Raw genomic sequence first — 21,736 nt, 5'->3', positions numbered from 1 at the left:
GGTGCAGCCGCGAACGACCCATCCAGGCATACCGTAGCGTAAGCACGCTCATGCAAACTCACATGAACTCAGCTCGTGTTGGTCTGTAGACGGAGAGGGAGAGCAAGGAAGCAGTTGTACCCAGCTCCGTGCGATTTCACCCCGGCGCAGCGTGGCGAGTGAGAGGATCGTTTCACCAGTCAGCGCGACGAGCTTGACCCTGCTCAAGTAAGCCTCGCGCTCGGCGGTTGCGGTAAGTCTGCGCTGCCCTGAGGGAAGGTGCAAAGGCGATCTTGCTGCGCGGTAATCAGCGTATTGCGGCAATCGTCCCATGTTCGACGGCTTCCGCGTTTCCTGCTGCACGCCACGTCGCCTGTGCCCGGCTCCAGTCGGAGCGTGCTACGGAAAACATGTTGTCTCGCGCGCCGGTACTTACAGTGCCAGACGTGTTCAGCGCCGACGAGTGCCGCACTCTGATCGAATTATTCAACACGCGCGGCCAGGTTCTCGTGCAGGCGAGTAAGGCGATTAACTATTTCAACGCAGACTATAAAGTGCCGGCCCCTGATCAGGGGCGCAGAGACCGGGTAGATCATTTCTTTCATGAAAAAGCAACGGTTCAATTTCTTTTGCGCCGGATGCTGCGTGTCGAACAGGAGGTCGCCCGCGCTTTCCACTATCGCATCACAAAGCACGAGACGATGCGTATGGCGCGATATGAAGGCATCCGCGGCGGCTTCGGGTATGGCCACCGAGACAATATCCTGCCTACCGAATATCGGCGCTTCGCGCTGTCGATCAACCTGAACGCCGATAAATTTACCGGCGGCGAGTTGCGCTTCCCTGAGTTCGGCGAGACCTTATACCGGCCCCCCACTGGCGCTGCAATGGTCTTCTCCTCCTCACTTTTGCACGAAGTCCTGGAAGTGACTGCCGGGGTTCGATTTGTTTTTCTCTCGTTCATGTATGGCGACACCTGACTCCGAGGGGGAGCTCCCCAAGCGCAAGTTTGACGTCAACTGACGTGACGTCTCCATCAGCTCGCTCCTTAGCGCTTTTTGGTCGGGCGCAGCGGCCGGATGAGCCAGGGCGGAAGCATTGTCGGCGCACGGCCCAAGCACAAGCGCAATACACGCTGCGCTTGCTCTTGACAGCTGACATCTAGCGGATGTCGCTATCCTCGGCATCGCGCAGCAGGGGCACACCGTTCGCGTCCCAGCCTTGCAGGACCTTGAGAGCGCCCAGCTCGGGGACCACTGCGGCAGCTGGATCGCCCAAGCTCAACCTGCCCTGCTCGACCAGCTGTATGGCTGCGGCGCTCGTGATCGGCTTGATCATGGAGGCGATGAGCATCACCGTGTCATGGACTACCTGCGTGAGAACTTCTACGTCACGCCTTCGGGAACGTCAATACTGGCGCTGTGGCATTCGCCCACCGCAGCGCCAATGCTCCGGTGGCTGGGTCAGGTTCGCAAACTGAGTGCCTGTGAGTTACCTATTTCAATACGCTCAATACGAGTGCGCTCATTGCGCATGCCCAAAAGAGCGACCGCACAGGCTGCGACGACCATCGGCACCGCCAGCGCCATGAAAATCTGTCCGAGTCCCCATCCCCAGCCCATCATGGTTGCGCCGATAAAGCCGCTGGCAATAGCGCCCAAGCGGCCGAAGCCATGCATCCAGCTGATCCCTGTCGAGCGGGCCGCAGTTGGGAATGACATGGCCGAGAGCGCCTGCAAGCCAGTCATTGATCCGTGGAAGAAGCACCCCAAAGCAAACATCAATATGCACAAGGCACCAAAATTTCTTGGTGCGACGCTGAGGGAGGCGAGGAATGCGCCAGCGATCAGAAACGTCGGTACCAGTACCCAGTGCGGACGTACCCGATCCATGATCGCACCGATACAGATCGATCCGATCGGACCGCCGAGCGTGATCAGGGACGTAATGACCACGCCCTGCCCGAGGGTGAAACCGGCGTCCTTGGCAATGACTGGCAGCCAGTTGACCATGACGTATGTGGCGCACACGCCCATGAAATACGCTAGGCACAGCAAAAAAGTCCCCATGGCATAGGCTTTTGTGAACAAGATGGCGACAGATCCCTTTGATTGATCAACGGGCGTCGGAATCCAAAACGTGGCATCCGAGAGGACGCTGGAGCCTTTGTCGATCTTGCGGAGAATTTTAGGGATGGCCGCAAGGCGTTTTCCTTTCAGCGCGAGAAACGCGACCGATTCAGGCAGCCACATGGCTAGGACGAGGGCCAATGCGATCGGGAGCAGCCCCCCGATTGCGATCATGACTCGCCATCCAAATGCCGGAAGTAGCCATGCCGCAATCAGGCCGGCAACGGCAGCCCCGCCAGTAAAGCCGCTGTAGACGATCGTGACGATCAGCGAGCGTTTTCTCATTGGTGCATACTCGGAAATCAGCGTAACAGCGTTCGGCAATGCCGCGCCGAGGCCGAGGCCTGTCAAGATCCGCAGCGTGATCAACGTATTGACGTCTGCCGCCTGAGAGGAAACCAAGGTCAGCACGCCGAACCACAACACGCTCGCGGTCAGAATGAGCTTGCGACCGTAGCGGTCGCCGATGGGGCCTGCAATGAGGGCACCGACTGCTACGCCGAAGAAAACTGCCCCCAAGATCGAGCCCATTTGCGACTTTGTAATGCCCCAGGTCCGAATGATTTCCGGCGCAGCGAAACCCATGATCGCGACATCCATGCCATCAAATGCAACGACCAGAAAAACCAAGATAATAATAAAGATTTGATAGCGCCCGACCGGCCGGTCATCGATGAACGAACGGACATTAATTTTTTGATTCTCCGACATGTTGTCTCCGTATTTTGTTTGTGTAAGTGCAGTGCGAATCGCGCCGTAGTACCGGTTAAATGATTGAACGACCGCCGTCGATGAGCAGGGTTTGGCCGGATATGTACGATCCGGCCGGCGACGCCAGCAAAATCGCGGCGCCGACGATATCGTCTGGTTCGGCGATGCGGTTAGAGGGCGATTTTGCGGCCATCGCTTTTACAGCGTCTGGGGTGTTCAACATGATTTGCGAGAACGCCGTGCGCACCATCGATGGGGCTAAGGCGTTGGCGCGAATGTTCCATTGCCCCCATTCGGCCGCGATGCTGCGTACCACGCCGTTCAGCGCAGCCTTGGCGGCACCATAGGCGCCGAGGGCCGGACTGGCGCGTTCCGATGCGATACTGGACGTCATGAGAATGCTCCCGTAGCGGCGTTCGGCCATCCCCGCCAAGAATTGACGGATTAACACCAGGTTATTTCGCACTGTTGTGAGGAGCAAAGCGTCCAGCAGATCAATGTCGGTGTCGGCAATCGGCCCGACCGGGACCGGGCCGGCCGCGTGGCAAACGACAATATCGACGCGACCGAAAGCGCGTTTGGATTCTTCGGCAAAGCTTTTGACGTCATCAAGATTGGTGATGTCGCAGCGGATACCTTTGACGTCGAAACCCTCGCTTGCCAATAACGACGCTGCCGCATCGGTGTCCGACTGGAGATGGCTTGATACAATGACTTGCGCACCGCATTGGGCCAAGCCACGAGCAATGGCTAGCCCAATTCCGGAAGTTGAGCCGGTTACTATTGCGACTCTTCCAGCAAGGTCAAACCCCTTGTAATTCATAGTGTTTTCTCCATGTTTCAGTTTAATTAATTCAGAAATTGCAGGGCAGGACCGGCAAATTGTGTGGCGTACTGAACAGGAAACCGTGGCCCAAATCTGGATCGACGATCTGTTGGGGCCGGTTGGGTTCAACTGTTATTGCGCCAATACGCCGCCATCGACGGGAAGGATATGGCCGGTAACCATGCTCGATGCGGCAGTAGCAAGAAACAACACTGGCCCGGTCATGTCCGCGGGTTCGCACAGTCTTCCTAACGGTGTCAGCGCTTCGAATTTCGCGACCACGTCCGGCTGACTTGTGAGCGCCTCGGTCATTGGAGTGCGAATAATGCTCGGCGCTACAGCATTGACGCGGATGTTGTAGGGCGCCCATTCGACTGCCCACGAACGGGTCATATTGACCACCGCGCCTTTAGTAGCCTGGTAGACAATATTCGGATACCAACCGCCGGAAATACCAAGTATCGATGCGGTGTTGACGATTCGCCCGCCGCCGCCATCGCGCATGTGCCGCGCGGCGGCCCTGGCGCAAAGAAACATGCCGGTCATGTTTACTGCTACAACCGCATTCCAATCCGCGATCGTCAAATCAAACGAGGTGTTGCGCCGATTGATACCTGCGTTGTTGAATAGCACGTCGATTCGACCGTGTTGGCGGGCGACGTCCTCCATGACGCTTTCGATCGCGTCTTCATTGGACACGTCGGCAACCGCATGTTGTGCCATCGAGCCTATCTCGTTGGCCACCTGTTCTGCCGCCGCGCCGTTTGTATCTAGTACAACGACCCGGGCACCCGCGCCAGCAAACGTGTGTGCCAGGGCCCTGCCAATACCGCTACCGCCACCAGTAACGACGGTGACCTGGCCAGTAAGGCGAAAATCGGGGAATGGATGAGACATGTGAATTCCTTCTGTTAATCAAGTGAGGTACTGGGGGCAGGTCAACCCGTCACGATCGTGGCGCTGAGCGTTTCATCCCGCTTCCAGCGCGCCAATCCCCCCGTGCGCCTCGACCACCCGCTCCAGCAACTCGTGCATGTGCCGCTCCTTGACAGGGCTTGCGTGGCGGATCAACGGCCCTTGAATTCGAGCGGCGGGCGCGGTGTGCCGGCCTTCAGAGCCTTGATGGCCGAAGCAAGCCCGTCCTTCACGTCTTCTGTCTCGAACAAGGGCATGGCAACGTTGAACATCACATCGTCGGCCGCCTGGACACCGCCGTTGGCCCAGGCGCGCAGCAAGGCCTTGTGGACGGCGTGGGCGCGTGTAGGGCCGTGCACGAACTTCGCGGCGAACGCGTGCGCCTCTGCAAGCAGCCCGACATCGGTGACGACGCGGTTGATCACGCCGAAGCGCTCCATCGTTGCGGCGCGGACGCGCTCGGAAGTCAGTGCCCATTCCATGGCACGTGCGCGTCCTGCGCGTTCGGCGACGCGGTAGATGCCGCCCAGCAGGGTCACCAAGGCAAGCGACTGTTCCGGATGGCAGAACGTTGCGCTTTCGGCCGCAAAGATGACATCGGCGCGCAACGCCAGCTCGAAACCACCGCCGGCGCACAAGCCGTGCACCACCGCGATGACAGGCAAGGGCAGGCGTTCGAAGCGATTGAAGACGTCCATGTAACCCTCGAAGCGCGCACGCAACTGGCGGGGGGTGTCGTCGGGCCACGGCATGATGTCGCCGCCAAAGCTGAAGTTTTCGCCTTCGGCGCGCACCAGCACGACGCGCGCGTCACTGTGTTCGATCGCGTTGATCGCCATGGCCAGTTCGTTAACCATCTGGTCGCCGATGCGATTTTGCGGTGAGCGATCGAGAATGATCGTGGCAATGCCATGCTCGATGGCATGGGTGAGATGAGACATGTCGGGCTCCTGCGTTGTTGCAAGTTGCGGTTACGCGAGGTGTTCCTTGAACCAGTCCAGCGCGGCCGCACTGGATTGATCGAATCTGGTGATGTACGGATCGAAATGGCCGCCGGGGATCGTCACGAGGCGCTTCGGCTCAAGGGCGCGCTCGTAGGCGGCCAGCTCGAGATCGGTCAGCGTGATCGTGTCCTGCAGCGCGACGATCATCAGCAGCGGCGTGGGAGACACGCGCGCAATCCACGCGCCCGGTTCGTACATGCGCGCGGCGCGCGTCGAGCGCACCGTGACGCTGTTCTCCCAGGCGCCGTCGGGCACGGGCTGCAGATAGAACTCGATGGCGCCCTTGGCGCGGTACGAAGCAGGGACGGCCGGATCGGCGCTGACGATCGTCTGCCGGCGCGGCGGCTCGCCGCGCGCCTGCGCGCGTTCGTCCGCCGAGAAGGCCTCCTCGATGGCGGCGATGGCGTCGGGCGGAATGCGGCGCAGTCCTTGCTCGAAGCCGCTGATCGTCGGCACCTGCGTGACGACCGCGCGCAAGCGGCGTTCGGTTGCGCCAAGCACGAGTGCGTGGCCACCGGAATAGCTCGTGCCCCACAAGCCGATGCGCTTCGCGTCGACGACGTCCTGGTGTTCGAGGAAGCTGATCGCGCGCCGCCAATCGGCGATCTGACGCCATGGGTCGATATCCTGGCGCGGCGTGCCGTCGCTGGCACCGAAGTTGCGGTGATCGTGCAGGAGGACGACAAAGCCGTTGGAGGCGAATTTCTCGGCGAATCGCTCCAAGCCGTGCTCCTTCACGCCTGCGTAGCCATGCGCCATGGTGATGGCGGGATGGGGGCCGGTGCCGCCGGTGGGCACATAGAGCCAGCCGCGCAGCGTGACGCCGCCCTCGGCTTCGAATGCGATATCGGTACGTTGAAACATGGGAGTTCTCCTTGTAGAAAGATGTCAGGCGGCGCCGTAAAAGTGACTCGCATCGACCTTGCCTTGCAGGCGGCGACCGAGTTCCGCGGAAAATTTCCGGACGCCATCAAGCGGCCGGCGATGAATCGCTGCGTGCACCATCTCGCTCGACGCCAAGTCAATCACCCGGTCGCTCAAGCGTGAAGAGCTGTCCCGCGCCGATTTCGAAGTAGTCGGCCGGCCCACCGCCGCGCAGGATCGGGCGCGCCTGCGCAGTCTGGTAAACGCCGTTCGTGATCAGCTGCCGGTCAATGTGGATCGCTACTGCTTCGCCCAACACCAGCCACGCCGGGAGCGCCGCGCCGCCCTGCGCCTCAAGCTGCACGATCTGGGTGACCACGCACTCGAACTGCACCGGGCTAGCCGCAACGCGCGATGGCCGCACCTTGGCAGAGGGCAGCGTCTCCAGCTTGGCCAACTCGAACTCATCGACGTGCGCGGGCGCCATTACCGCGGAGGCGTTCATCGCCTCGGCGAGCTCTCGCGTCGCCAGATTCCATACGAACTCGCCGGTGTCACGCGCGTTGGCGAGCGAGTCCTTCGCACCAAGCGAGCAAAAGCCGACGATCGGCGGCTTGTAGCTGAACAGGTTGAAGAAGCTGTAGGGCGCAAGGTTGCGCACGCCGTCGTTAGAGACTGTGCTGATCCAACCAATCGGTCGCGGAGCGACGATGGCGTTGAGCGGATCGTGACGCAGGGAATGCCCCCGCGCCGGTTCGTAGAAATGCCAGTCGGTCATAGCTTTACCTCTTTTTGGACGGGCGCAAGGAATGCAGCCTCCAATGCCTCCGGCTCGGTGCGCGTCCGCAGCACCAAGGACCGGAGTGGTGGTTTATTCAATCGCGATTCCCGTCGCGAGAATGGTGTCGGATCGAAGCCACATGAGCCACACGCCTGAGAAACGAACGAGACATCCGTTTCCAGTCAATTCGCTGCCCCGTTTTCAAGAACAGGGCAGCTTCGTCCTTCTTACTTGTTTACCCAAGGCATGGAGAGGTCGATATCAGAGACCAGCTTTCCGCCTCCGAAGCTCATGTTTTCCAAGGGAATGGAATACATCATCAGGCTGATATCGTCTTTGCTGACGCCAACCTTTTCTACTGCGTATCGGGTAACCAACTCCGCGAGCTTGCGTTTCTGCTCCACCGTCCTGCTCGTACCGAACGTCACCGTTACGACCATGCGCTTGTCGGATCTCTCCATGGCAGGAAAGGTCGGATGGATGAAGAATTCATCGTCCTTGTGCTCACTGATGATGACGAAACGGTCATCCATAGGCGTATCCATGGCTTCATGAAGAGCGAGATTTAAGGCATCCGCCAGGGCCCGCTTCTCTTCGCTGGAGAACTTTTGAGCCGGAATGTGGGCGTGAAATGTTGGCACGAGTGTTTCCTCGGTTGTGTTGTTCAGGTTAAATGAGGCGTTGAAGTTGGCTGTTTTCCCGGCTTAGCTAAAGAAGTCTTGGCCGAGTGTTCCTGCGAGCCGCTTCTCGAGGCCAGATGAGAATTCACGAACGACAGGAAACGGGCTCTGGAAGAGCTTGATGTTTTTGATGAGGCCAGACTCATTCCGGGTGATGATGGTGGTGCCGGCGATCGGCTTGCCACCGTGGGTGGCATCCCACTCGAGGTAAGTCTTCGCACCGTCGACCGTCTCCGCGGTGAACACGAAGTCTTCGTACATCTTGCTCGTAGCGGCAAAGAACGCCCCGATGAGTGCCGGGCCGACCACGGCCTTGCTGAGGGCTGAGGTCTGAAGGCTGGCGTCAGCGGTGAACGACGCCGCGAAGTCGCTCGTTCCTTTCTTCTTGACGATTTGCATCCATGCCGTTCCCGGCGCGTTGGTGTCAGTGGTCATTGCAATCTCCTAGGTTGGTCTCAGTAGTCGTTGCGATATTCCCATCGCATGCCTACGACTTCTATTTCTCGAGGTGCCCGACGAGAAACTCGCCGGCTCTCTGCAGCGCGTCGTGGGCCTGAGGCAAAGAGCCTGTCTGAATGTGCCAAACGTGCAGCATCTCTGGCCAGACCTCAAGGTGCGACTCGCCGCCGGCCGCGCGCACCTTTCTGTCAATTTCAAGCGCGTCGTCGAGAAGTACTTCGTCGCTTCCGACATGGATGAGCAGTGGAGGAAAACCGTGCATGTCGGCGAACACGGGCGAGATGCGCGGATCCTTCAAGTCGTGGTTGCCAGCGTAAGCCTCGACCATCTCCCGCATCGCACTCGCGTTGACCATGGGGTCGCGGTCGGCCAACTGCGTCAACGAGGGCAGCGTCAGTGTTAGGTCTGCCCATGGGCTAATCAGTAGCGCTGCTCGCGCGTCCTTGTGGCCCTTCGAGGATGCATAGGCAAGAACGTTGAGAACCATGCCACCGCCACTGGAGTCTCCTGTCACGGCGAACGGCTTGCCAAGCGCACGCACCGCTTCGTAGCCGCGGATGGACTCGTCGTAGGAAGCCGGAAACGGGTGCTCGGGTGCCTTGGAGTGGTCCAGGACGATGACCTGGGACTTTGCGGCTCGAGACAGCTCTCCGAGCATGCCCAGATGCGAGGCAGGAGAGCCAGCCACCCAGCCACCACCGTGAAAATGGTAGATGACTCGGTCTTTGGACGCGCCGGGAGCCGTAATCGCTACCGCTGCCACGCCACCGAGCTTCGTCGGTTCGACGGTCAGGTCAGCCGCCGGCGGGTTTGCCTGTGGAATTGCCTCCATGCCAACGCGGAGCGTCTCGATGGTTTGTTCGGGATGCGCAATGTTGAAGGCGAACATCGCATCGCGGAGCTTGCGGACGGAAGATGAATCGTAGGTCATCGTTCAGCTCACTTCAGGTCGAGGAAGGTCGCCGGGACCCAGTCGTATCCAGCGCCGGTGTCAGCCTTGCGAACGCGGCCCAGGCCAGGGAACGGCATGTGGGCGGCGGCGATCATCGTCTTGTCCGCAGCGAGTTTCACCAGAAGGTCTTCACGAGTCTTGATGGCCATCGGGCCGTCCGAGTCGAAGACGATGCCGATTTCCGGGTGCGGCATCTGGACGGCGACGACGTGAGCGGTGTCGCCCCAGACCAGCAGCGACTGACCCTTTGAGGAAATCATGTAGCCGGTGTGACCGGGCGTATGGCCGGGAATGGCATAGGGAGCGATACCGGGGACGATTTCATCCATGCCTTCGAACGGCTTCCACTTGCCTGCAGCGATGTAAGGCGCAGCGCCATCCTGTGCGATCGTGAAGAAGACTTTTGCTTCTTTGGGGGCCTTGGCGGCGATTTCCTTCGACAGCCAGAAGTCGGCGTCGGCCTTCTTCATCATCACGGTCGCTTTCGGGAAGACGCGTTTCCCGTTCTTGTAGATCCCGCCAACATGGTCAGCGTGAAGATGGGTCAGCAGCACCAGGTCAACCTGCTCCGGCTTGTAGCCGGAAGCCTTCAAGTTCTGCACGAGCTTGCCCAGCGTGGGGCCACCCCAGTGGCCGCCTGCACCCGTATCGATGAGAACAAGCTTGGAGCCGGTGTTGACGAGGTAGCCTTGGACGGTGGCCGACACATTCTTCGGATCGTTCTGGAAGGAGCGCGCCAAAAGGGACTGGATGAGCGCTGGATCGCCATGCAGGAGGCTGGAGTCAATGCCGGCGCCGCCGTCAAGGAGCGCGGTGACTTCATAGCCGCCGATCATCGTGCGATAGAAGCCAGGAACCTGCTTGCGCTGCATCGGCGCTTCAGCTTGGGCCGGTGCTACCGCAACGAAGGTGCCAGCGAATGCTAGCGATACTGCGAGCACGGCACGCGAAGTGATGGTGGAGAATTTCATAGTGTTTCCTAACGATCTGCCAAGATCTCTACGGCACTTGCATTGTGCAAGCGGTTGAATGGTACGCCTACAACTTGCATAATGCAAGTAGAAATTCAGGAGAGGACTTTGTCGCAAACAAGACGATCGGGCTGCCCGATCAACCTGACGCTTGAGCAGATCGGCGACCGCTGGAGCCTGATCGTTATCCGCGATGTCATGTTCGAGAACAGGCGCAGCTATGGCGCCCTGCTGGAGCAAAACAAGGAAGGCATCGCCTCGAACATTCTGGCAAGCCGGCTGAAGCACTTGACCGCGTCCGGCCTGCTGACACGAGGTTCGGATCCGAATCATCAGCAGAAAGGCATCTACAGCCTCACGGAAGCGGCCATACAGCTTGTACCTCTGCTCGCATATATGGCTGCCTGGGGCCTTCGGCATACGGATCCGGAGGCGTCTTTGCGCTCGGAGCTGCTGGAAAAGGGCGGCCCTTCACTTTGGAGTGCCTTGATGGATGAACTACGCTACCTGCATCTCGGTGCGCCGCGTCCGGCGCGCTCAGTATTGGGCGAGTTCCGGGCCGATTACGAGAAAGCAATCGCCAGTTAGCACCGATCTTTGCGTCATGACATCCATCGTGTAGTGCAAAGCCATCCACGCCAGAATGCCGGAGGTAAGCAATGCATGGTCACCTGGACTCACAAACCGAGTACCGAGAGGTTGGAGGTGAACTCGTCTCCGGAACCATTGCTGACTCGCGCACCACGCATGTTGAAGTCCTCGCGCGCCGAGCCACCGGGCCCATCTCCTGGCGTTTCTGTCAACCGCGACTTGCGCTGTTCTGGTTTCGCAGCGGCCTCAACGAGTTGCATCTGGAACTTGACGGACGCCGCATCGACTCGGAGATCAGAAAGGGAACAAACCTGACGCTGCTCCCGGCCTCGACCTCCGTCGTAGGCGAGTTCAAGGTTGCCCCCTCGTTCGACTACACGGTAGCCTTCCTCGACCCGGCCGTCGCGTCCGACGCCGGCTGTCATTTCAATCGACCCCTGATTGGCTTCGGCAGCGAGGATTTGCAACGTAGCCTTTCAATGCTTTGCCGTGAGGCGCGCAATGCAGACAGCCTTTACGGGTTGTTCGCGGATGGCTGGGCAATGCAGACGCTCGCTCTTCTGGCGCGGATTGACGGCAGTCAGGCAGCCACCGTCCGTTCGAGCGGTGGCCTTGCCCCCCGCAGCTTCCGGCGCATAGTCGACTACATCGAGGCCGACCTGTCCAGGCCCTTCACGATCGAGGACCTGGCACGAGTTGCTGGTGTCAGTCCCCGGCATTTCATCCGGGCTTTTCGCGAGAGTTCCGGGCAGACACCCCTACGCTTTGTTTACAGTCTGCGTCTCGAGCGGGCTAAGGAGTTCCTCCTGGATCCCCGTCGCACCGCAACTGAAATCGCGCTGGACTGCGGCTTCAGTCACGCTCAACACTTCAGCACCGCTTTTAAGCAAGCAACTGGCATGACGCCGTCCGAATTCCGCAGGACTGCAACACACTGATGCGTCGCCTCAGAAGTTGACTTGCCCAATGCCCTTCAATTTCAGGATCTCCCTTGCTTCTTTCGGGCTGGCGACTTCAAGACCAAGCCCTTCGATAATCTGTCGTACCTGCCGCACCTGCGCTGCGTTGCTCTCGGCCAGCGTGCCGCGTCCAAGCCACAGACTGTCCTCCAGTCCAACGCGCACATTGCCGCCCATACTGGCAGATATTGCTGCAAGACGAAGCTGATCCTTGCCTGTGCCCAGCACCGACCAGCGAAGATCATTGCCGAACAGCCGGTCGGCTGTCCGCTTCATGTGCAACACGTCTTCAGGGTGCGTGCCGATTCCTCCCAGGATGCCGAACACAGTCTGAACAAAGAACGGTGCGTTGACCAGACCGCGCTCGACGAAGTGCGCCAAGTTGTAGAGGTGGCTCACGTCGTAGCACTCGAATTCAAAGCGCGTGTCGTTGGCCGAACATTGCGCCAGGGCGTATTCGATATCCTTGAAGGTGTTGCGGAAGATCAGGTCACGACTGGTTTCGAGCGCTTCGCGCTCCCAGGCATGTTTGAATTCGCTGAACCGCGCCAACATCGGGAACAGCGCGAAATTCATGGATCCCATGTTGAGCGAGGCCACCTCGGGCGCAAAGCGCATTGACGGCTGAATGCGCTCCTCTATCGTCATGTACGGCGAGCCGCCACTGGTGATGTTCATCACCGCATCGGTGCGTGCCTTGATCTGCGGCAGGAATCGGCCGAATGCCTCGGGGCTCTGATCCGGCTTACCCGTGATCGGATCGCGTGCGTGAAGGTGAATGATCGCCGCGCCCGCCTCGGCGGCGCCGACAGAGGCTTCGATGATCTCTTCCGGTGTGACCGGGAGATAGGGTGACATCGAGGGCGTATGAATTGCACCCGTGACAGCGCAGGTGATGATGACTTTGCTCATGACATGATCTGCTTCTCTCGCTTGCTGCGTACTCAGATCTGGGCTTTGCCGCCGTCCACGAACAGCTCAATGCCGTTGACAAAGCTCGAATCGTCGGAGGCAAGAAAGACTGCCGCTTTCGCAATTTCGTCCGGTTCGCCGACGCGGCCCATGGGGATCCGCGTGGCCATCGCATCGAGCATTCCCTGTTGCCGTGCGGCGTCGGGACCGGCCAGGTCAAAGAAGCCTGGTGTCTTGGTAGGTCCAGGGCTGAGCGTGTTGACCCGGATGCCGCGGCCTTTTAGATCGAGAATCCAATTGCGGGCGAACGAGCGTACGGCGGCCTTTGAGGCGGCGTAGACACTGAATGCTTCGGTGCCTCCGCTGGCGGCGGTGGAGCCAGTCAGGATGACTGATGCGCCGTCCGCCAGCAACGGCAGCGCCTTCTGTACAGTAAACAGTACGCCTTTGACGTTACGGCCAAATGTGTCGTCATACTGCTCCTCTGTAATGCTCCCGAGCGGCAGCCGCGAGCCGCCGCCGGCATTCACGAACAATACGTCGATCCGACCCTTATCCCGCTTCACCCGATCGAACAGCGTGTCGAGTTCGGCCATGTTCGATGAGTCGACCCGGATGCCGATAGCGTCACCGATCGCGGAGACCGCAGCGTCGAGTTCGGCTTGTCGGCGACCGGTGATAACGACGTGGGCTCCTTCACTAGCGAACCGCTGGGCGGTAGCGAGCCCGATTCCCGTGGATCCACCAGTAACGATTGCGATCTTGCCTTCAAGTTTGCGAGACATGGAATTTTCCTTGGTTGGTTGTAGGTCGGAGCGTGTCCGACGATTTGTGATTGATCAGTGCAACCGCGACACCTCCGATCACGGCGGCCAGTGCAATGGCAAGAAAGTTGTGCGCCAGCGGCAACTTCATGGAGACCAAAAGGCCGATCACGATGGGCGCTGCGATCGCGCCGATGCGCCCGACTCCTGAGGCGAAACCAAGGCCCGTCGAACGGATCGACGTCGGGTAGAACTGCCCGGCATACGCGTACAGCAGAATCTGGGTGCCCAGCGTCGACGCGCCCACGATGGCAACGATCAGGAACAGCGGCTGCGCGCCGTAGCCAAGAAAAGTCAGCGAGACCGCGGCAACCGCGAAGAATGCGGTTGTCACCCACTTGATGTTCAGCTTGTCTGCAAGCCATCCGCCACCGACGGCGCCGACGACGGCACCGGTGTTGTAGGCGAGCAGGAAGTTCAGTGCCGAGCCCAGGCTATAGCCGGCCATGCCCATCAGCTTGACCAGCCACGAACTGAGCGCATAGAGCATAAACAGGCAGGTCATAAAGGCGACCCACAACATCACCGAACTGAAGCCGCGGCCGTCCAGGAATAGCCTGGCTACGCTCGGACCTTCGGCCTTGTCCTCGGCAGGAACGAGGAACTCCTCGTGCGGCTCGAACCGCATGTCTGGCCGAATCTTCCGGACCACTTCGCGCAGTTGCGCGTCGTCGTGCTGCTTGATCAGGAACGGCAGCGACTCCGGCATGTACTTCAGGATGAACGGGATCAACACCACCGGCGCGCCGGCGGCAATGAACACCGATTGCCAGCCGTAGGTCTCGATGAACTGCTTGCCTAGCAGCGCTGCGAGGATGCTGCCGACCGCGTAGCCGCAGCACATCAGCGTGACCATCAAGCCGCGCACCTTCTTCGGCGAGTATTCGGTCATCTGCGCGGCCGCAGTCGGGATCGCGCCGCCGATGCCGAGCCCGGCGAGGAAGCGCATCACGCTGAAGGTGACCGGGTCGCTGGTGAACCCGGCGGCGGCGGTGAACACGCTGAACAGGAACACGCAGATCGCAATCGCCCATCGGCGCCCTATCCTGTCGGCGAGCGCGCCGAGCCCGATCGCACCGAACATCATGCCGAACAGCGCCGAACTGGCCATGAAGCCCGCGGTCGCTGCGTCGACATTCATTGCCTTCATGATCGACGGAAGCGCGGTGCCGGCGACCGCCAGGTCGTAGCCATCGAGGACCAGGATGACGGAACACCAGATCAGTACGGAGCGGTGAAAGCTGTTGAACTTCGCCTCGTCGGCCAGTTTGTGAACATCTATCGGGCGGGTTGATTTCATTGACTTGTCTCCTTTGATTTTTGGCACGACGCTCAGGTGCGGCGCTACAGCCGCACCACCCTCAGACGCGAGGGGCTTCGGGCAGGCGTTCGCCGCCGCGCACGACGTATTTGGCGGGATACAGTGCAACGAGAACCTCGACCTCGTCCTCGGATGCGCCGGTGCATGCGCTCCAGATCGCGCTCACCTTTTTGGCCAGCGACAGCACGGCGCCGTCGCTGCGCCCGTCACGTATGTGGCAGAAGATCAGGGTTTCGGAAGTGGGCTCTCCCGAACGGTAGGTGTTCTCGGGCGTGGCTTCATGGAATACGACGCTGATCAAGTCGAGCGGCGAAAGGATGATTTCCCTGATCGCGCTCGTGATTTCGGTGGCGATCTTGGCCTTGACGCCGGGTTGGATTCCGACCTTGCATTCGCAAACAATGACGGGCATGTTGTGTCTCCGTGAAGATGGGTTGCTGAGGCCCCCAGTCTCTCGGAACTTCGCCCGTGGTGATTGCAGCGCAGCGCCAACCTTGCTTCGAAGTGCCACTTCATGGATCTCCGCCTGGTAAGGCTTGCGCGTGCGTGAAAGACATCGCCGGCGGCGTCCAAACCCGCGCATACGCCCAGGGTTTCCCCGGATCTCATGGAAGAGCTTCTTGTTGACAGGTGGCTGGCGGTGACATAGTCTTCGTTTACTAAACGATCGTTCTACAAATGCCCAAGTGCCCCGCTCCGTGCCCGCAGCAGTTATCCCTTTGCCCGCGCAACAGTCGGCCCGGTTGATGCGCCACCGGAAGTCATTGCTGCGCCCCAGTGCGATTGGAGACGTCTTGATGGGTTCGAAGCTGTCGACGCCATCACCGATGTGTACGCATGAATCTTTTATTCACAACACTTAGCCGGCTTTCTGGCCGGCGCACGGAGACAAACATGAAAACTCTGACTCGCAGATTCTTTGATGCCGCTCTTGTCGCGGTCGCGCTTTGCGGCTGCGCTGCCGCGACCGCGCAGCCCTATCCGAACAAAGCCATCCTGGTCAAGGTCGCTTACCCGGCTGGGTTCGGCGTCGACGCTTCGGTGCGGCCATCCACACCCGTTCTGCAGCGCGCCCTCGGGCAGACCCTCGTGATCGAAAACATGCCCGGGGCGAACGGCTCCATCGCAGCGATGAACGTGTTGAACGCCGCGCCCGACGGATACACGCTGCTCGCCACTGCCGGTCCGGATCTGGTGGTGGCGCCGCTCACTCTCGCTTCGGCGAAGTACGCGTCCGACAGCTTCAAGCTCATCGGTTCATTCGGGAGCGCGGACATGGTCCTCGTCAGCCATCCCGACCGCCCTTTCAACAACCTCGGCGCGCTCCTCGAGCAGATGCGAAAGCCGGGCGCGAAGGAGTTGTCCATTGCACACTGGGGCCAGGGCACGCTCGCTCATCTTGCGGCCGCCGAATTGCAGGGGCGCGTCGGTGTCAAGTTGCTGGAGATTCCGTACAAAGGCATCGCACCCATCGCCACGGCCGTGGGCGGCGGCGAAGTCGACCTCGCATTTGTTCCTCTCGCGGGACCGATCCTGGGAATGATCCAGACGGGGCGGATCAAGGCCCTCGCCATCGCGAGCACGAAGCGACATCCACTCCTGCCGGACCTCGCGACGCTGAGCGAGCACGCGCGGTTCAAGAACTTCGAATTCGGCATCTGGACGGGCTTGTTCGCGCCCGCGCGCGCACCCGATGCCGTCGTCGCGCGCCTGAGCAAGGCCTTCCACGAGTGGAACGAGAGTCCGGAGTTCGTCGCGCTTGCGGCGGCACAGGGCTTGCGCAAGCTGGACTCCATGACGCCGCAGCAGGCAGCGGCCTTCTTGCGCACAGAGAACGACAAGTTCGTCAGCATCGCGAAGACCCTCAATCTGGTGGCGCAATAGCGCCGCCGCGCGGAAAAGCAGGCCCAATGATGACAATTCGAGACTTTCACTACTACGAGCCCGCCAAGGGCCACGGGTTGAGCCACAACCCGCTCAATGCGCTGGTGGCCCCGCGGCCCATCGGCTGGATCTCGTCGCGCGACGCGCAGGGGCGGGTCAATCTCGCGCCCTACAGTTTCTTCAACGCGTTCAACTACGACCCACCGATCATCGGGTTTTCTTCGATCGCCTGGAAAGACAGCGTTCAAAACGCATCGGAAACGCGGGAGTTCACCTGGAACCTGGTCACCCGCGAGCTGGGTGATCAGATGAACCAGACCTCAGCACCGCTTGCGCACGGCGAGGACGAGTTTCCGTTCGCCGGCCTCACGGCCGTGCCGGGTCGCATGGTCAACGTCCCGCGGGTGGGCGAAAGCCGCGCAGCCATGGAATGCAAGGTGATCGACGTCGTGCAGTTCCGGAACACCGATGGCGACAAGGTCAGTGGCTGGCTCGTATTGGGCGAGGTGGTGGCCGTGTACATCGACAAGGCACTCCTCAAAGACGGCGTATATCAGACCGCCGAGGCCTATCCGATCATGCGGTCCGGCGGACTGAATGACTATGTCCAGGTCTCGCCAGACAGTGTCTTTCAGATCGCGCGGCTCGCCGGCGCCAGCAGCCCGTCGTCGCACGGCAAGGGATAGCAAGGCGAGCAGCGGCTCCAGCGTTCGCAGGCGCGCGAGGAACCACTTGGCATAGTCGTCAGCCACCTGTGGCTGCTTCCGCTCCGCCGGCTCGAAGTGCGCATACCGCAACACGAGCGTCTGCGGAAAGGTCGAGGTCGCCTCGCCGAAATGGAGGTGGTTGAGGTACGGCCCGAAGTCCTGCTCGCCGCAACCTACATCCCCCTGGCCCGCCGAGAACCGCGCGGCTAGGTACAGGCAGATCGCGGCCGACTCAGTCATTCGCATGGCGCCCTCGGGCGTACTCGCGTGGGCAATCGCCTTAAAGCGCAGGCAAGTGGCCAGCGCGCCAGGCGGCGCCCATAGTGTCGCTGTAGGCGATGGTTTGCTGGCGCTGCGTGCCGAGCAGGTCACTGCCCAAGGTCATGACATCACCGTCCTTCAGGAACACAGGCGGCTTCTGGCCGAGACCGACACCCGGCGGTGTACCGGTTGGAATCACGTCGCCGGGCCGAAGCGCCATAAAGCGGCTGAGATAGGACACGATGGTGGCAACGCCGAAAATCTGCGTGCGGGTGTTGCCGGTCTGCCGGCGAGTTCCGTTCACGTCGAGCCAGAGGTCGATGTTCTGCGGGTCCGGCACTTCGTCAGCCGTCAGCAACCAGGGGCCTATCGGCGCATAGCCAAGGTAGCTTTTGCCCTTGGTCCACTGGCCTTCCATTTCGATCTGCCAGGCACGCTCGGACACGTCGTTGCAGAGGCAGTAGCCGGCCACATATTGCAACGCTTCTGCTTCGCTGACATGCCAGGCCGGACGACCGATCACGATAGCGAGTTCGACCTCCCAATCAAGCTTGCCCGAGCCGGGCGCGATGACGACCGGATCGTTGGGACCAGCCAGCGCGCTGGTGTGCTTGTTGAAGACGATCGGCTGCGTGGGAATCGGCGTGTTGGTCTCGGCCGCATGGTCGGAATAGTTGAGGCCGATGCAAACCACATTCGGAACCTGGCCCACGCAGGGGCCGAGCCGTGTGTCGGCAGGCACGGCGGGCAAACTCGAGGCATCGAGGGCGCGCAGCCTCGCAAGGCTCTCGGGTGAAAGCGTCGGCCCGTGAATGTCGCTCACGACGGAGGACAAATCGCGCAAGGTGCCTTGTGCATCAAGGAGGCCGGGTTTTTCAGAGCCGCGAGGGCCGAATCGAACGAGACGCATGGGAATCCTGTTGGCTTTGGAGGTGTGAATTCAGATTGGAGGCCGCGTTGTCACAGCGGTTCGAGCGTCAGCGCGACTTCGCCGAAGTCGCCGTAGCGAAGCACGGCGGGACGCTTGAACGGCAGGTCAATCGCCCCCGCCAATGAGCCGGTGATGACGGCCTGCCCGACCTCCAGACCCATGCCCTGGCTGCGCAGAAGCTCGGCCAGCCAGTAAAGAGGCAAGCGCGGGTCGCCGTTGGGGTGGCTGGCTGCCAATGTGATGTCGTCCTGGCCCTGTACCGAGAGTGCAATCTCGAAGGGACCAGGAAATGGCTCCTGCGCAAAGTCCAGTGCGGCAGTCGGTCCCAGCACCACGCTTTGGTGCCAGAGGCTGTCGGCCATCAGTTCAGGGCCACTGGCGCCTGCAGCATCGTCATAGCGACAACCGAGCACCTCGACCGCCAGCCGCACGCCGCCGATGGCGGCATTGACATCTGCAGGGGTGTAGGGGGTGGCCCGTGGCGGCAGGCTTTGCTTGAGCTCGAATGCCAGTTCGGGCTCGATGCGCGCTGCGCCGGTCGGTCCGGCAGGCGCGGCAGCCATGCCGCCCGATGGCCTGGCTTCATGCAGTGCGGCGGCGACCCAGCGATCGCCCGGGGGCAATCCGCACTTCCAGCCGATGGCGGGGCTGCCGCGCAGTTCGCTGATTCGCCGCTGGATGCGCCAACCGTCTTCCGGCGTGGCAGGGCGCAAGCCGGCTTCGAGCCTTGCACCGGAGCGACCCGACGTCTGAAGTGCGTGCAGGTAGCGCGCGGCGGCCTCGATGGCGCTCGGCTCGAGGCTGTTCATGCGCCCAGCCCCGCGTGCGCTGCCGCTTTGTCCGGGCGGCGCAGCACGCCTCGGCTGAAAAAGATCCCGTGGATCTCGCCGCAAGTCGAAGAAGCGCCGGTCACGCTGTCGGCGCGCTCGATCTGGATACCGTTCATTTGCCTGTTTCCTTGTGTCGACTGATATTTCCGGTCTGAGGCAAACCTCATTCGGAGTTTTGCCGCCGGGCTGTCATCCCTGGGGCCAGCCAGCCCGGCGTGCCGTTGGCCTGTTACGGCAGGGCGTGAAACTCCGCGTCGCCGTCTTTGCCTTGGTGCGCATTGCCTCAAGTGCACCGCCGCTGCGATGCCGTTGATGGCCGCCCCTTGAACGCCGGTCCTTGCAGGATCAGTGCAACGTCTCGAGCCGTTCGCCGGAATCCGCGCGGAAAAGATGAACATGCGCGCTGTCCGCACCCAGGCGTACCTGGTCGCCGGGGCGCACACCGACCCGTTCGCGCAGCACGCAGGTGAGCTTGGTACCGCCCGCATCGACGATGAGGTGCGTCTCCGAGCCGGTGGACTCCACCACCAGCACGCGCGCTTCCACGCCCTCGGCGTCCAGCCGCAGATGCTCGGGCCGCACGCCCAGCGTGAGGGCCTGCCCGCTTGTGGCCGGCACGCCCGGCACAGTCCAGTGGTTGCCCGCGTTGTCCACAACACCCTTGCCGTTCACCTTGACGGGCAGCAGGTTCATCGACGGCGAGCCGATGAAGGCCGCGACGAAGACGTTTCGCGGCCGGTCGAACAAGTCGAGCGGCGTGCCTACCTGTTCCACGATGCCGTCGTGCATGGCCACGATCTTGTCTGCCATGGTCATGGCCTCGATCTGGTCGTGCGTCACGTAGACGGTGGTGGCCTTCAGGCGCTGGTGCAGCTCCCGAATCTCTGCGCGCATGGCCACACGCAGCTTCGCGTCCAGATTGGACAGCGGCTCGTCGAACAGGAAGACCTGCGGGTCGCGCACGATGGCTCGGCCCATTGCGACGCGCTGACGCTGGCCGCCGGAGAGCTGCTTGGGCAGCCGCGTGAGCAGCGGCTCCAGTCCCAGGATCTTGGCGGCGCGGGCCACGCGCTCTTCGGTCTCCTGCTGCGGCGCATGGCGCAGCTTCAGCGAGAACGCGAGATTGTCCGCCACCGTGAGATGCGGGTACAGCGCATAGTTCTGAAACACCATGGCGATGTCGCGATCCTTGGGCAGCAGGCCGTTCACGCGGCGCCCGCCGATGCGGATCTCGCCGCCGTCGATGCCTTCCAGGCCCGCGACCATGCGCAACAGCGTGGACTTGCCGCAGCCCGACGGGCCGACCAGCACGACGAATTCACCGTCGCGGATGTCGATGCTCACGCCGCGGATGATCTGCGTGCTGCCGAAGGACTTGGCTACGTCCTGGATCTCAACTGTTGCCATCTTGGTGTCTCCTCATTCAAAAATTGAAGCTGTTGTCGCGCAGAGCCGGCCGCGTGCCGCTGCGCGCACCTGCGGGTCGAAGGGGGAGCTGTGATCCCTCATCCCGCTTGCCAGGCGGTTTTTAGCCGCGTGTATTCATGCAGATAGCGGCCCACGGCAGCGTCACGCAGTTCGGTGGACTGTTGCAACAGCGCAAGGGCCGCGTCAAAGGCGCCGGGGTCGCATGCTTCCAGCACTAGCACCCAGCGAGCCGGGGCCTGCAGGTCCTTGCGATCCTTGCTTTCGGCGGTGCGCTGGCCCGACATGCCGACATCCGAGCCCAGCAGGTGCGCACCGCTGATGCGCGGCAGCCGCGCAGCGGCTTCCAGAGCCGAACCGAGACGCGGCACCACGTCGCGCACCGCGTCGTCCGCAATGTCGAAGCGCACAGTCAGCATCGCGCCACCCGAGCCCACGCCGTGGCTGGCCACCACGCGCGTGAGTGATCGCGTGGTCGTCTGGAAATGCGCGGTGGTCGCACGCGTCCACTCCGTAGGCTCGTTCAAGCGCGACAGGTAGTCACTGCTCTGGATGACCTGGAAGCTCGAGGTTTCATACAGGGTGAAGAACTCTGGCTGGGTCGCTGCATCGGCAGCGCGATAGCGGCGCCCCCGCACAAAACCGGGAATGCCCACGCGCTCGGGCATGTGCTCGTGCAGATGCCAAGCGTAAAACTCTGCGCGCCCGGCCTCGGCGATGTCGTTCCAGATAGCCACTGCACCTTCACCTGCCAGCATGGTTTTGTTCCTTGAATGTGGTGAGCACGGCCGCGCGCAGGTTGAGCGCGACTTGGCCGCCC

24 protein-coding genes and 2 pseudogenes are annotated in these 21,736 nt (G+C 61.4%); 5 read left to right on the top strand and 21 right to left on the bottom strand.

Annotated elements, in window-relative coordinates:
* Nucleotides 1-425 precede the first annotated feature (425 nt).
* Nucleotides 426-959: a 2OG-Fe(II) oxygenase family protein gene (locus VHAB30_RS03655; protein WP_159275859.1), complete on the top strand. Its 534-nt coding sequence runs from the start codon at nucleotides 426-428 to the stop codon at nucleotides 957-959.
* Between the two features lie 181 nt (nucleotides 960-1,140).
* Here the strand turns inward: VHAB30_RS03655 and VHAB30_RS03650 are convergent.
* From VHAB30_RS03650 to VHAB30_RS03600, 11 genes and pseudogenes are all read right to left on the bottom strand, one after another.
* A pseudogene (locus VHAB30_RS03650) lies at nucleotides 1,141-1,344 on the bottom strand (serine hydrolase); the annotation flags it as partial.
* 98 nt (nucleotides 1,345-1,442) lie between these two features.
* On the bottom strand, nucleotides 1,443-2,819 hold the full coding sequence (locus tag VHAB30_RS03645) for an MFS transporter (protein WP_159275858.1): 1,377 nt from the start codon (nucleotides 2,817-2,819) through the stop codon (nucleotides 1,443-1,445).
* 55 nt (nucleotides 2,820-2,874) lie between these two features.
* Complete coding sequence (locus VHAB30_RS03640) at nucleotides 2,875-3,642, bottom strand: SDR family NAD(P)-dependent oxidoreductase (RefSeq protein WP_159275857.1); 768 nt, start codon at nucleotides 3,640-3,642, stop codon at nucleotides 2,875-2,877.
* Nucleotides 3,643-3,777: 135 nt separating this feature from the next.
* A complete protein-coding gene (locus tag VHAB30_RS03635) occupies nucleotides 3,778-4,542 on the bottom strand; it encodes an SDR family NAD(P)-dependent oxidoreductase (RefSeq protein ID WP_159275856.1) in 765 nt (254 codons plus the stop codon).
* Nucleotides 4,543-4,712: 170 nt separating this feature from the next.
* Nucleotides 4,713-5,501, bottom strand: coding sequence for an enoyl-CoA hydratase/isomerase family protein (locus VHAB30_RS03630; RefSeq protein ID WP_159275855.1), 789 nt, complete (start codon nucleotides 5,499-5,501; stop codon nucleotides 4,713-4,715).
* 30 nt (nucleotides 5,502-5,531) lie between these two features.
* Complete coding sequence (locus VHAB30_RS03625; protein WP_159275854.1) at nucleotides 5,532-6,428, bottom strand: alpha/beta hydrolase; 897 nt, start codon at nucleotides 6,426-6,428, stop codon at nucleotides 5,532-5,534.
* Between the two features lie 157 nt (nucleotides 6,429-6,585).
* Nucleotides 6,586-7,206 carry a flavin reductase family protein gene (locus tag VHAB30_RS03620; RefSeq protein WP_159275853.1) on the bottom strand — a complete coding sequence of 207 codons (621 nt, stop codon included), beginning with the start codon at nucleotides 7,204-7,206 and terminating at the stop codon, nucleotides 6,586-6,588.
* Nucleotides 7,207-7,436: 230 nt separating this feature from the next.
* Entirely contained in the window at nucleotides 7,437-7,850 is a 414-nt protein-coding gene (locus VHAB30_RS03615) for a tautomerase family protein (RefSeq protein ID WP_159275852.1), read from the bottom strand.
* 63 nt (nucleotides 7,851-7,913) lie between these two features.
* Nucleotides 7,914-8,324 (bottom strand): hypothetical protein, encoded by a 411-nt coding sequence (locus VHAB30_RS03610; protein WP_159275851.1) that lies wholly within the window; start codon nucleotides 8,322-8,324, stop codon nucleotides 7,914-7,916.
* Nucleotides 8,325-8,385: 61 nt separating this feature from the next.
* Nucleotides 8,386-9,279, bottom strand: coding sequence for an alpha/beta hydrolase (locus VHAB30_RS03605; protein WP_159275850.1), 894 nt, complete (start codon nucleotides 9,277-9,279; stop codon nucleotides 8,386-8,388).
* 8 nt (nucleotides 9,280-9,287) lie between these two features.
* Entirely contained in the window at nucleotides 9,288-10,271 is a 984-nt protein-coding gene (locus tag VHAB30_RS03600) for an MBL fold metallo-hydrolase (RefSeq protein WP_159275849.1), read from the bottom strand.
* An 81-nt stretch (nucleotides 10,272-10,352) separates the two neighbouring features.
* Between VHAB30_RS03600 and VHAB30_RS03595 the strand changes: the two genes are divergently transcribed.
* Together VHAB30_RS03595 and VHAB30_RS03590 are read left to right on the top strand one after the other, a co-directional pair.
* Entirely contained in the window at nucleotides 10,353-10,859 is a 507-nt protein-coding gene (locus VHAB30_RS03595; protein ID WP_159275848.1) for a winged helix-turn-helix transcriptional regulator, read from the top strand.
* A gap of 71 nt (nucleotides 10,860-10,930) precedes the next feature.
* On the top strand, nucleotides 10,931-11,800 hold the full coding sequence (locus VHAB30_RS03590) for an AraC family transcriptional regulator (RefSeq protein WP_159275847.1): 870 nt from the start codon (nucleotides 10,931-10,933) through the stop codon (nucleotides 11,798-11,800).
* A 9-nt stretch (nucleotides 11,801-11,809) separates the two neighbouring features.
* On the opposite strand, the gene VHAB30_RS03585 is transcribed toward VHAB30_RS03590, so the two are convergent.
* From VHAB30_RS03585 to VHAB30_RS03570, 4 genes are all read right to left on the bottom strand, one after another.
* Nucleotides 11,810-12,733 carry a BKACE family enzyme gene (locus tag VHAB30_RS03585; RefSeq protein WP_159275846.1) on the bottom strand — a complete coding sequence of 308 codons (924 nt, stop codon included), beginning with the start codon at nucleotides 12,731-12,733 and terminating at the stop codon, nucleotides 11,810-11,812.
* Between the two features lie 32 nt (nucleotides 12,734-12,765).
* The gene (locus VHAB30_RS03580; protein WP_159275845.1) at nucleotides 12,766-13,518 is read right to left on the bottom strand and encodes an SDR family oxidoreductase; all 753 of its coding nucleotides are present in this window, start codon (nucleotides 13,516-13,518) and stop codon (nucleotides 12,766-12,768) included.
* Nucleotides 13,502-14,857 (bottom strand): MFS transporter, encoded by a 1,356-nt coding sequence (locus tag VHAB30_RS03575; RefSeq protein WP_159275844.1) that lies wholly within the window; start codon nucleotides 14,855-14,857, stop codon nucleotides 13,502-13,504. Before VHAB30_RS03575 ends, VHAB30_RS03580 begins: the two co-directional genes overlap by 17 nt.
* Before the next feature lie 61 nt (nucleotides 14,858-14,918).
* A complete protein-coding gene (locus VHAB30_RS03570) occupies nucleotides 14,919-15,290 on the bottom strand; it encodes a tautomerase family protein (protein WP_093103315.1) in 372 nt (123 codons plus the stop codon).
* A 482-nt stretch (nucleotides 15,291-15,772) separates the two neighbouring features.
* On the opposite strand from VHAB30_RS03570, the gene VHAB30_RS03565 reads away from it, so the two are divergent.
* Together VHAB30_RS03565 and VHAB30_RS03560 are read left to right on the top strand one after the other, a co-directional pair.
* Complete coding sequence (locus VHAB30_RS03565; RefSeq protein WP_159275843.1) at nucleotides 15,773-16,762, top strand: tripartite tricarboxylate transporter substrate binding protein; 990 nt, start codon at nucleotides 15,773-15,775, stop codon at nucleotides 16,760-16,762.
* A 29-nt stretch (nucleotides 16,763-16,791) separates the two neighbouring features.
* Entirely contained in the window at nucleotides 16,792-17,448 is a 657-nt protein-coding gene (locus VHAB30_RS03560) for a flavin reductase family protein (RefSeq protein WP_159275842.1), read from the top strand.
* 6 nt (nucleotides 17,449-17,454) lie between these two features.
* Here VHAB30_RS03560 and VHAB30_RS31100 read toward each other — a convergent pair.
* The 6 genes and pseudogenes from VHAB30_RS31100 to VHAB30_RS03530 all read right to left on the bottom strand — a co-directional run.
* Nucleotides 17,455-17,772, bottom strand: a pseudogene (locus tag VHAB30_RS31100) (hypothetical protein); the annotation flags it as partial.
* Nucleotides 17,750-18,640, bottom strand: a complete 891-nt coding sequence (locus VHAB30_RS03550) for a fumarylacetoacetate hydrolase family protein (RefSeq protein ID WP_159275841.1) — start codon at nucleotides 18,638-18,640, stop codon at nucleotides 17,750-17,752. The pseudogene VHAB30_RS31100 and the gene VHAB30_RS03550, both read right to left, overlap by 23 nt.
* Before the next feature lie 50 nt (nucleotides 18,641-18,690).
* Nucleotides 18,691-19,470, bottom strand: a complete 780-nt coding sequence (locus VHAB30_RS03545; protein WP_159275840.1) for a hydratase — start codon at nucleotides 19,468-19,470, stop codon at nucleotides 18,691-18,693.
* Entirely contained in the window at nucleotides 19,467-19,607 is a 141-nt protein-coding gene (locus VHAB30_RS03540) for a hypothetical protein (protein WP_159275839.1), read from the bottom strand. The genes VHAB30_RS03545 and VHAB30_RS03540 overlap by 4 nt, the downstream gene beginning before the upstream one ends.
* Nucleotides 19,608-19,836: 229 nt before the next feature.
* Nucleotides 19,837-20,898 (bottom strand): ABC transporter ATP-binding protein, encoded by a 1,062-nt coding sequence (locus VHAB30_RS03535; protein WP_159275838.1) that lies wholly within the window; start codon nucleotides 20,896-20,898, stop codon nucleotides 19,837-19,839.
* A 98-nt stretch (nucleotides 20,899-20,996) separates the two neighbouring features.
* The gene (locus VHAB30_RS03530; RefSeq protein WP_159275837.1) at nucleotides 20,997-21,674 is read right to left on the bottom strand and encodes a hypothetical protein; all 678 of its coding nucleotides are present in this window, start codon (nucleotides 21,672-21,674) and stop codon (nucleotides 20,997-20,999) included.
* Nucleotides 21,675-21,736 lie beyond the last annotated feature (62 nt).

Origin of the sequence: Variovorax boronicumulans (assembly GCF_009811375.1) — a bacterium.
In the GTDB taxonomy this organism is placed as follows: Bacteria; Pseudomonadota; Gammaproteobacteria; order Burkholderiales; family Burkholderiaceae_C; genus Variovorax; species Variovorax boronicumulans.
This window is presented reverse-complemented; position numbering and strand designations above follow the sequence as displayed.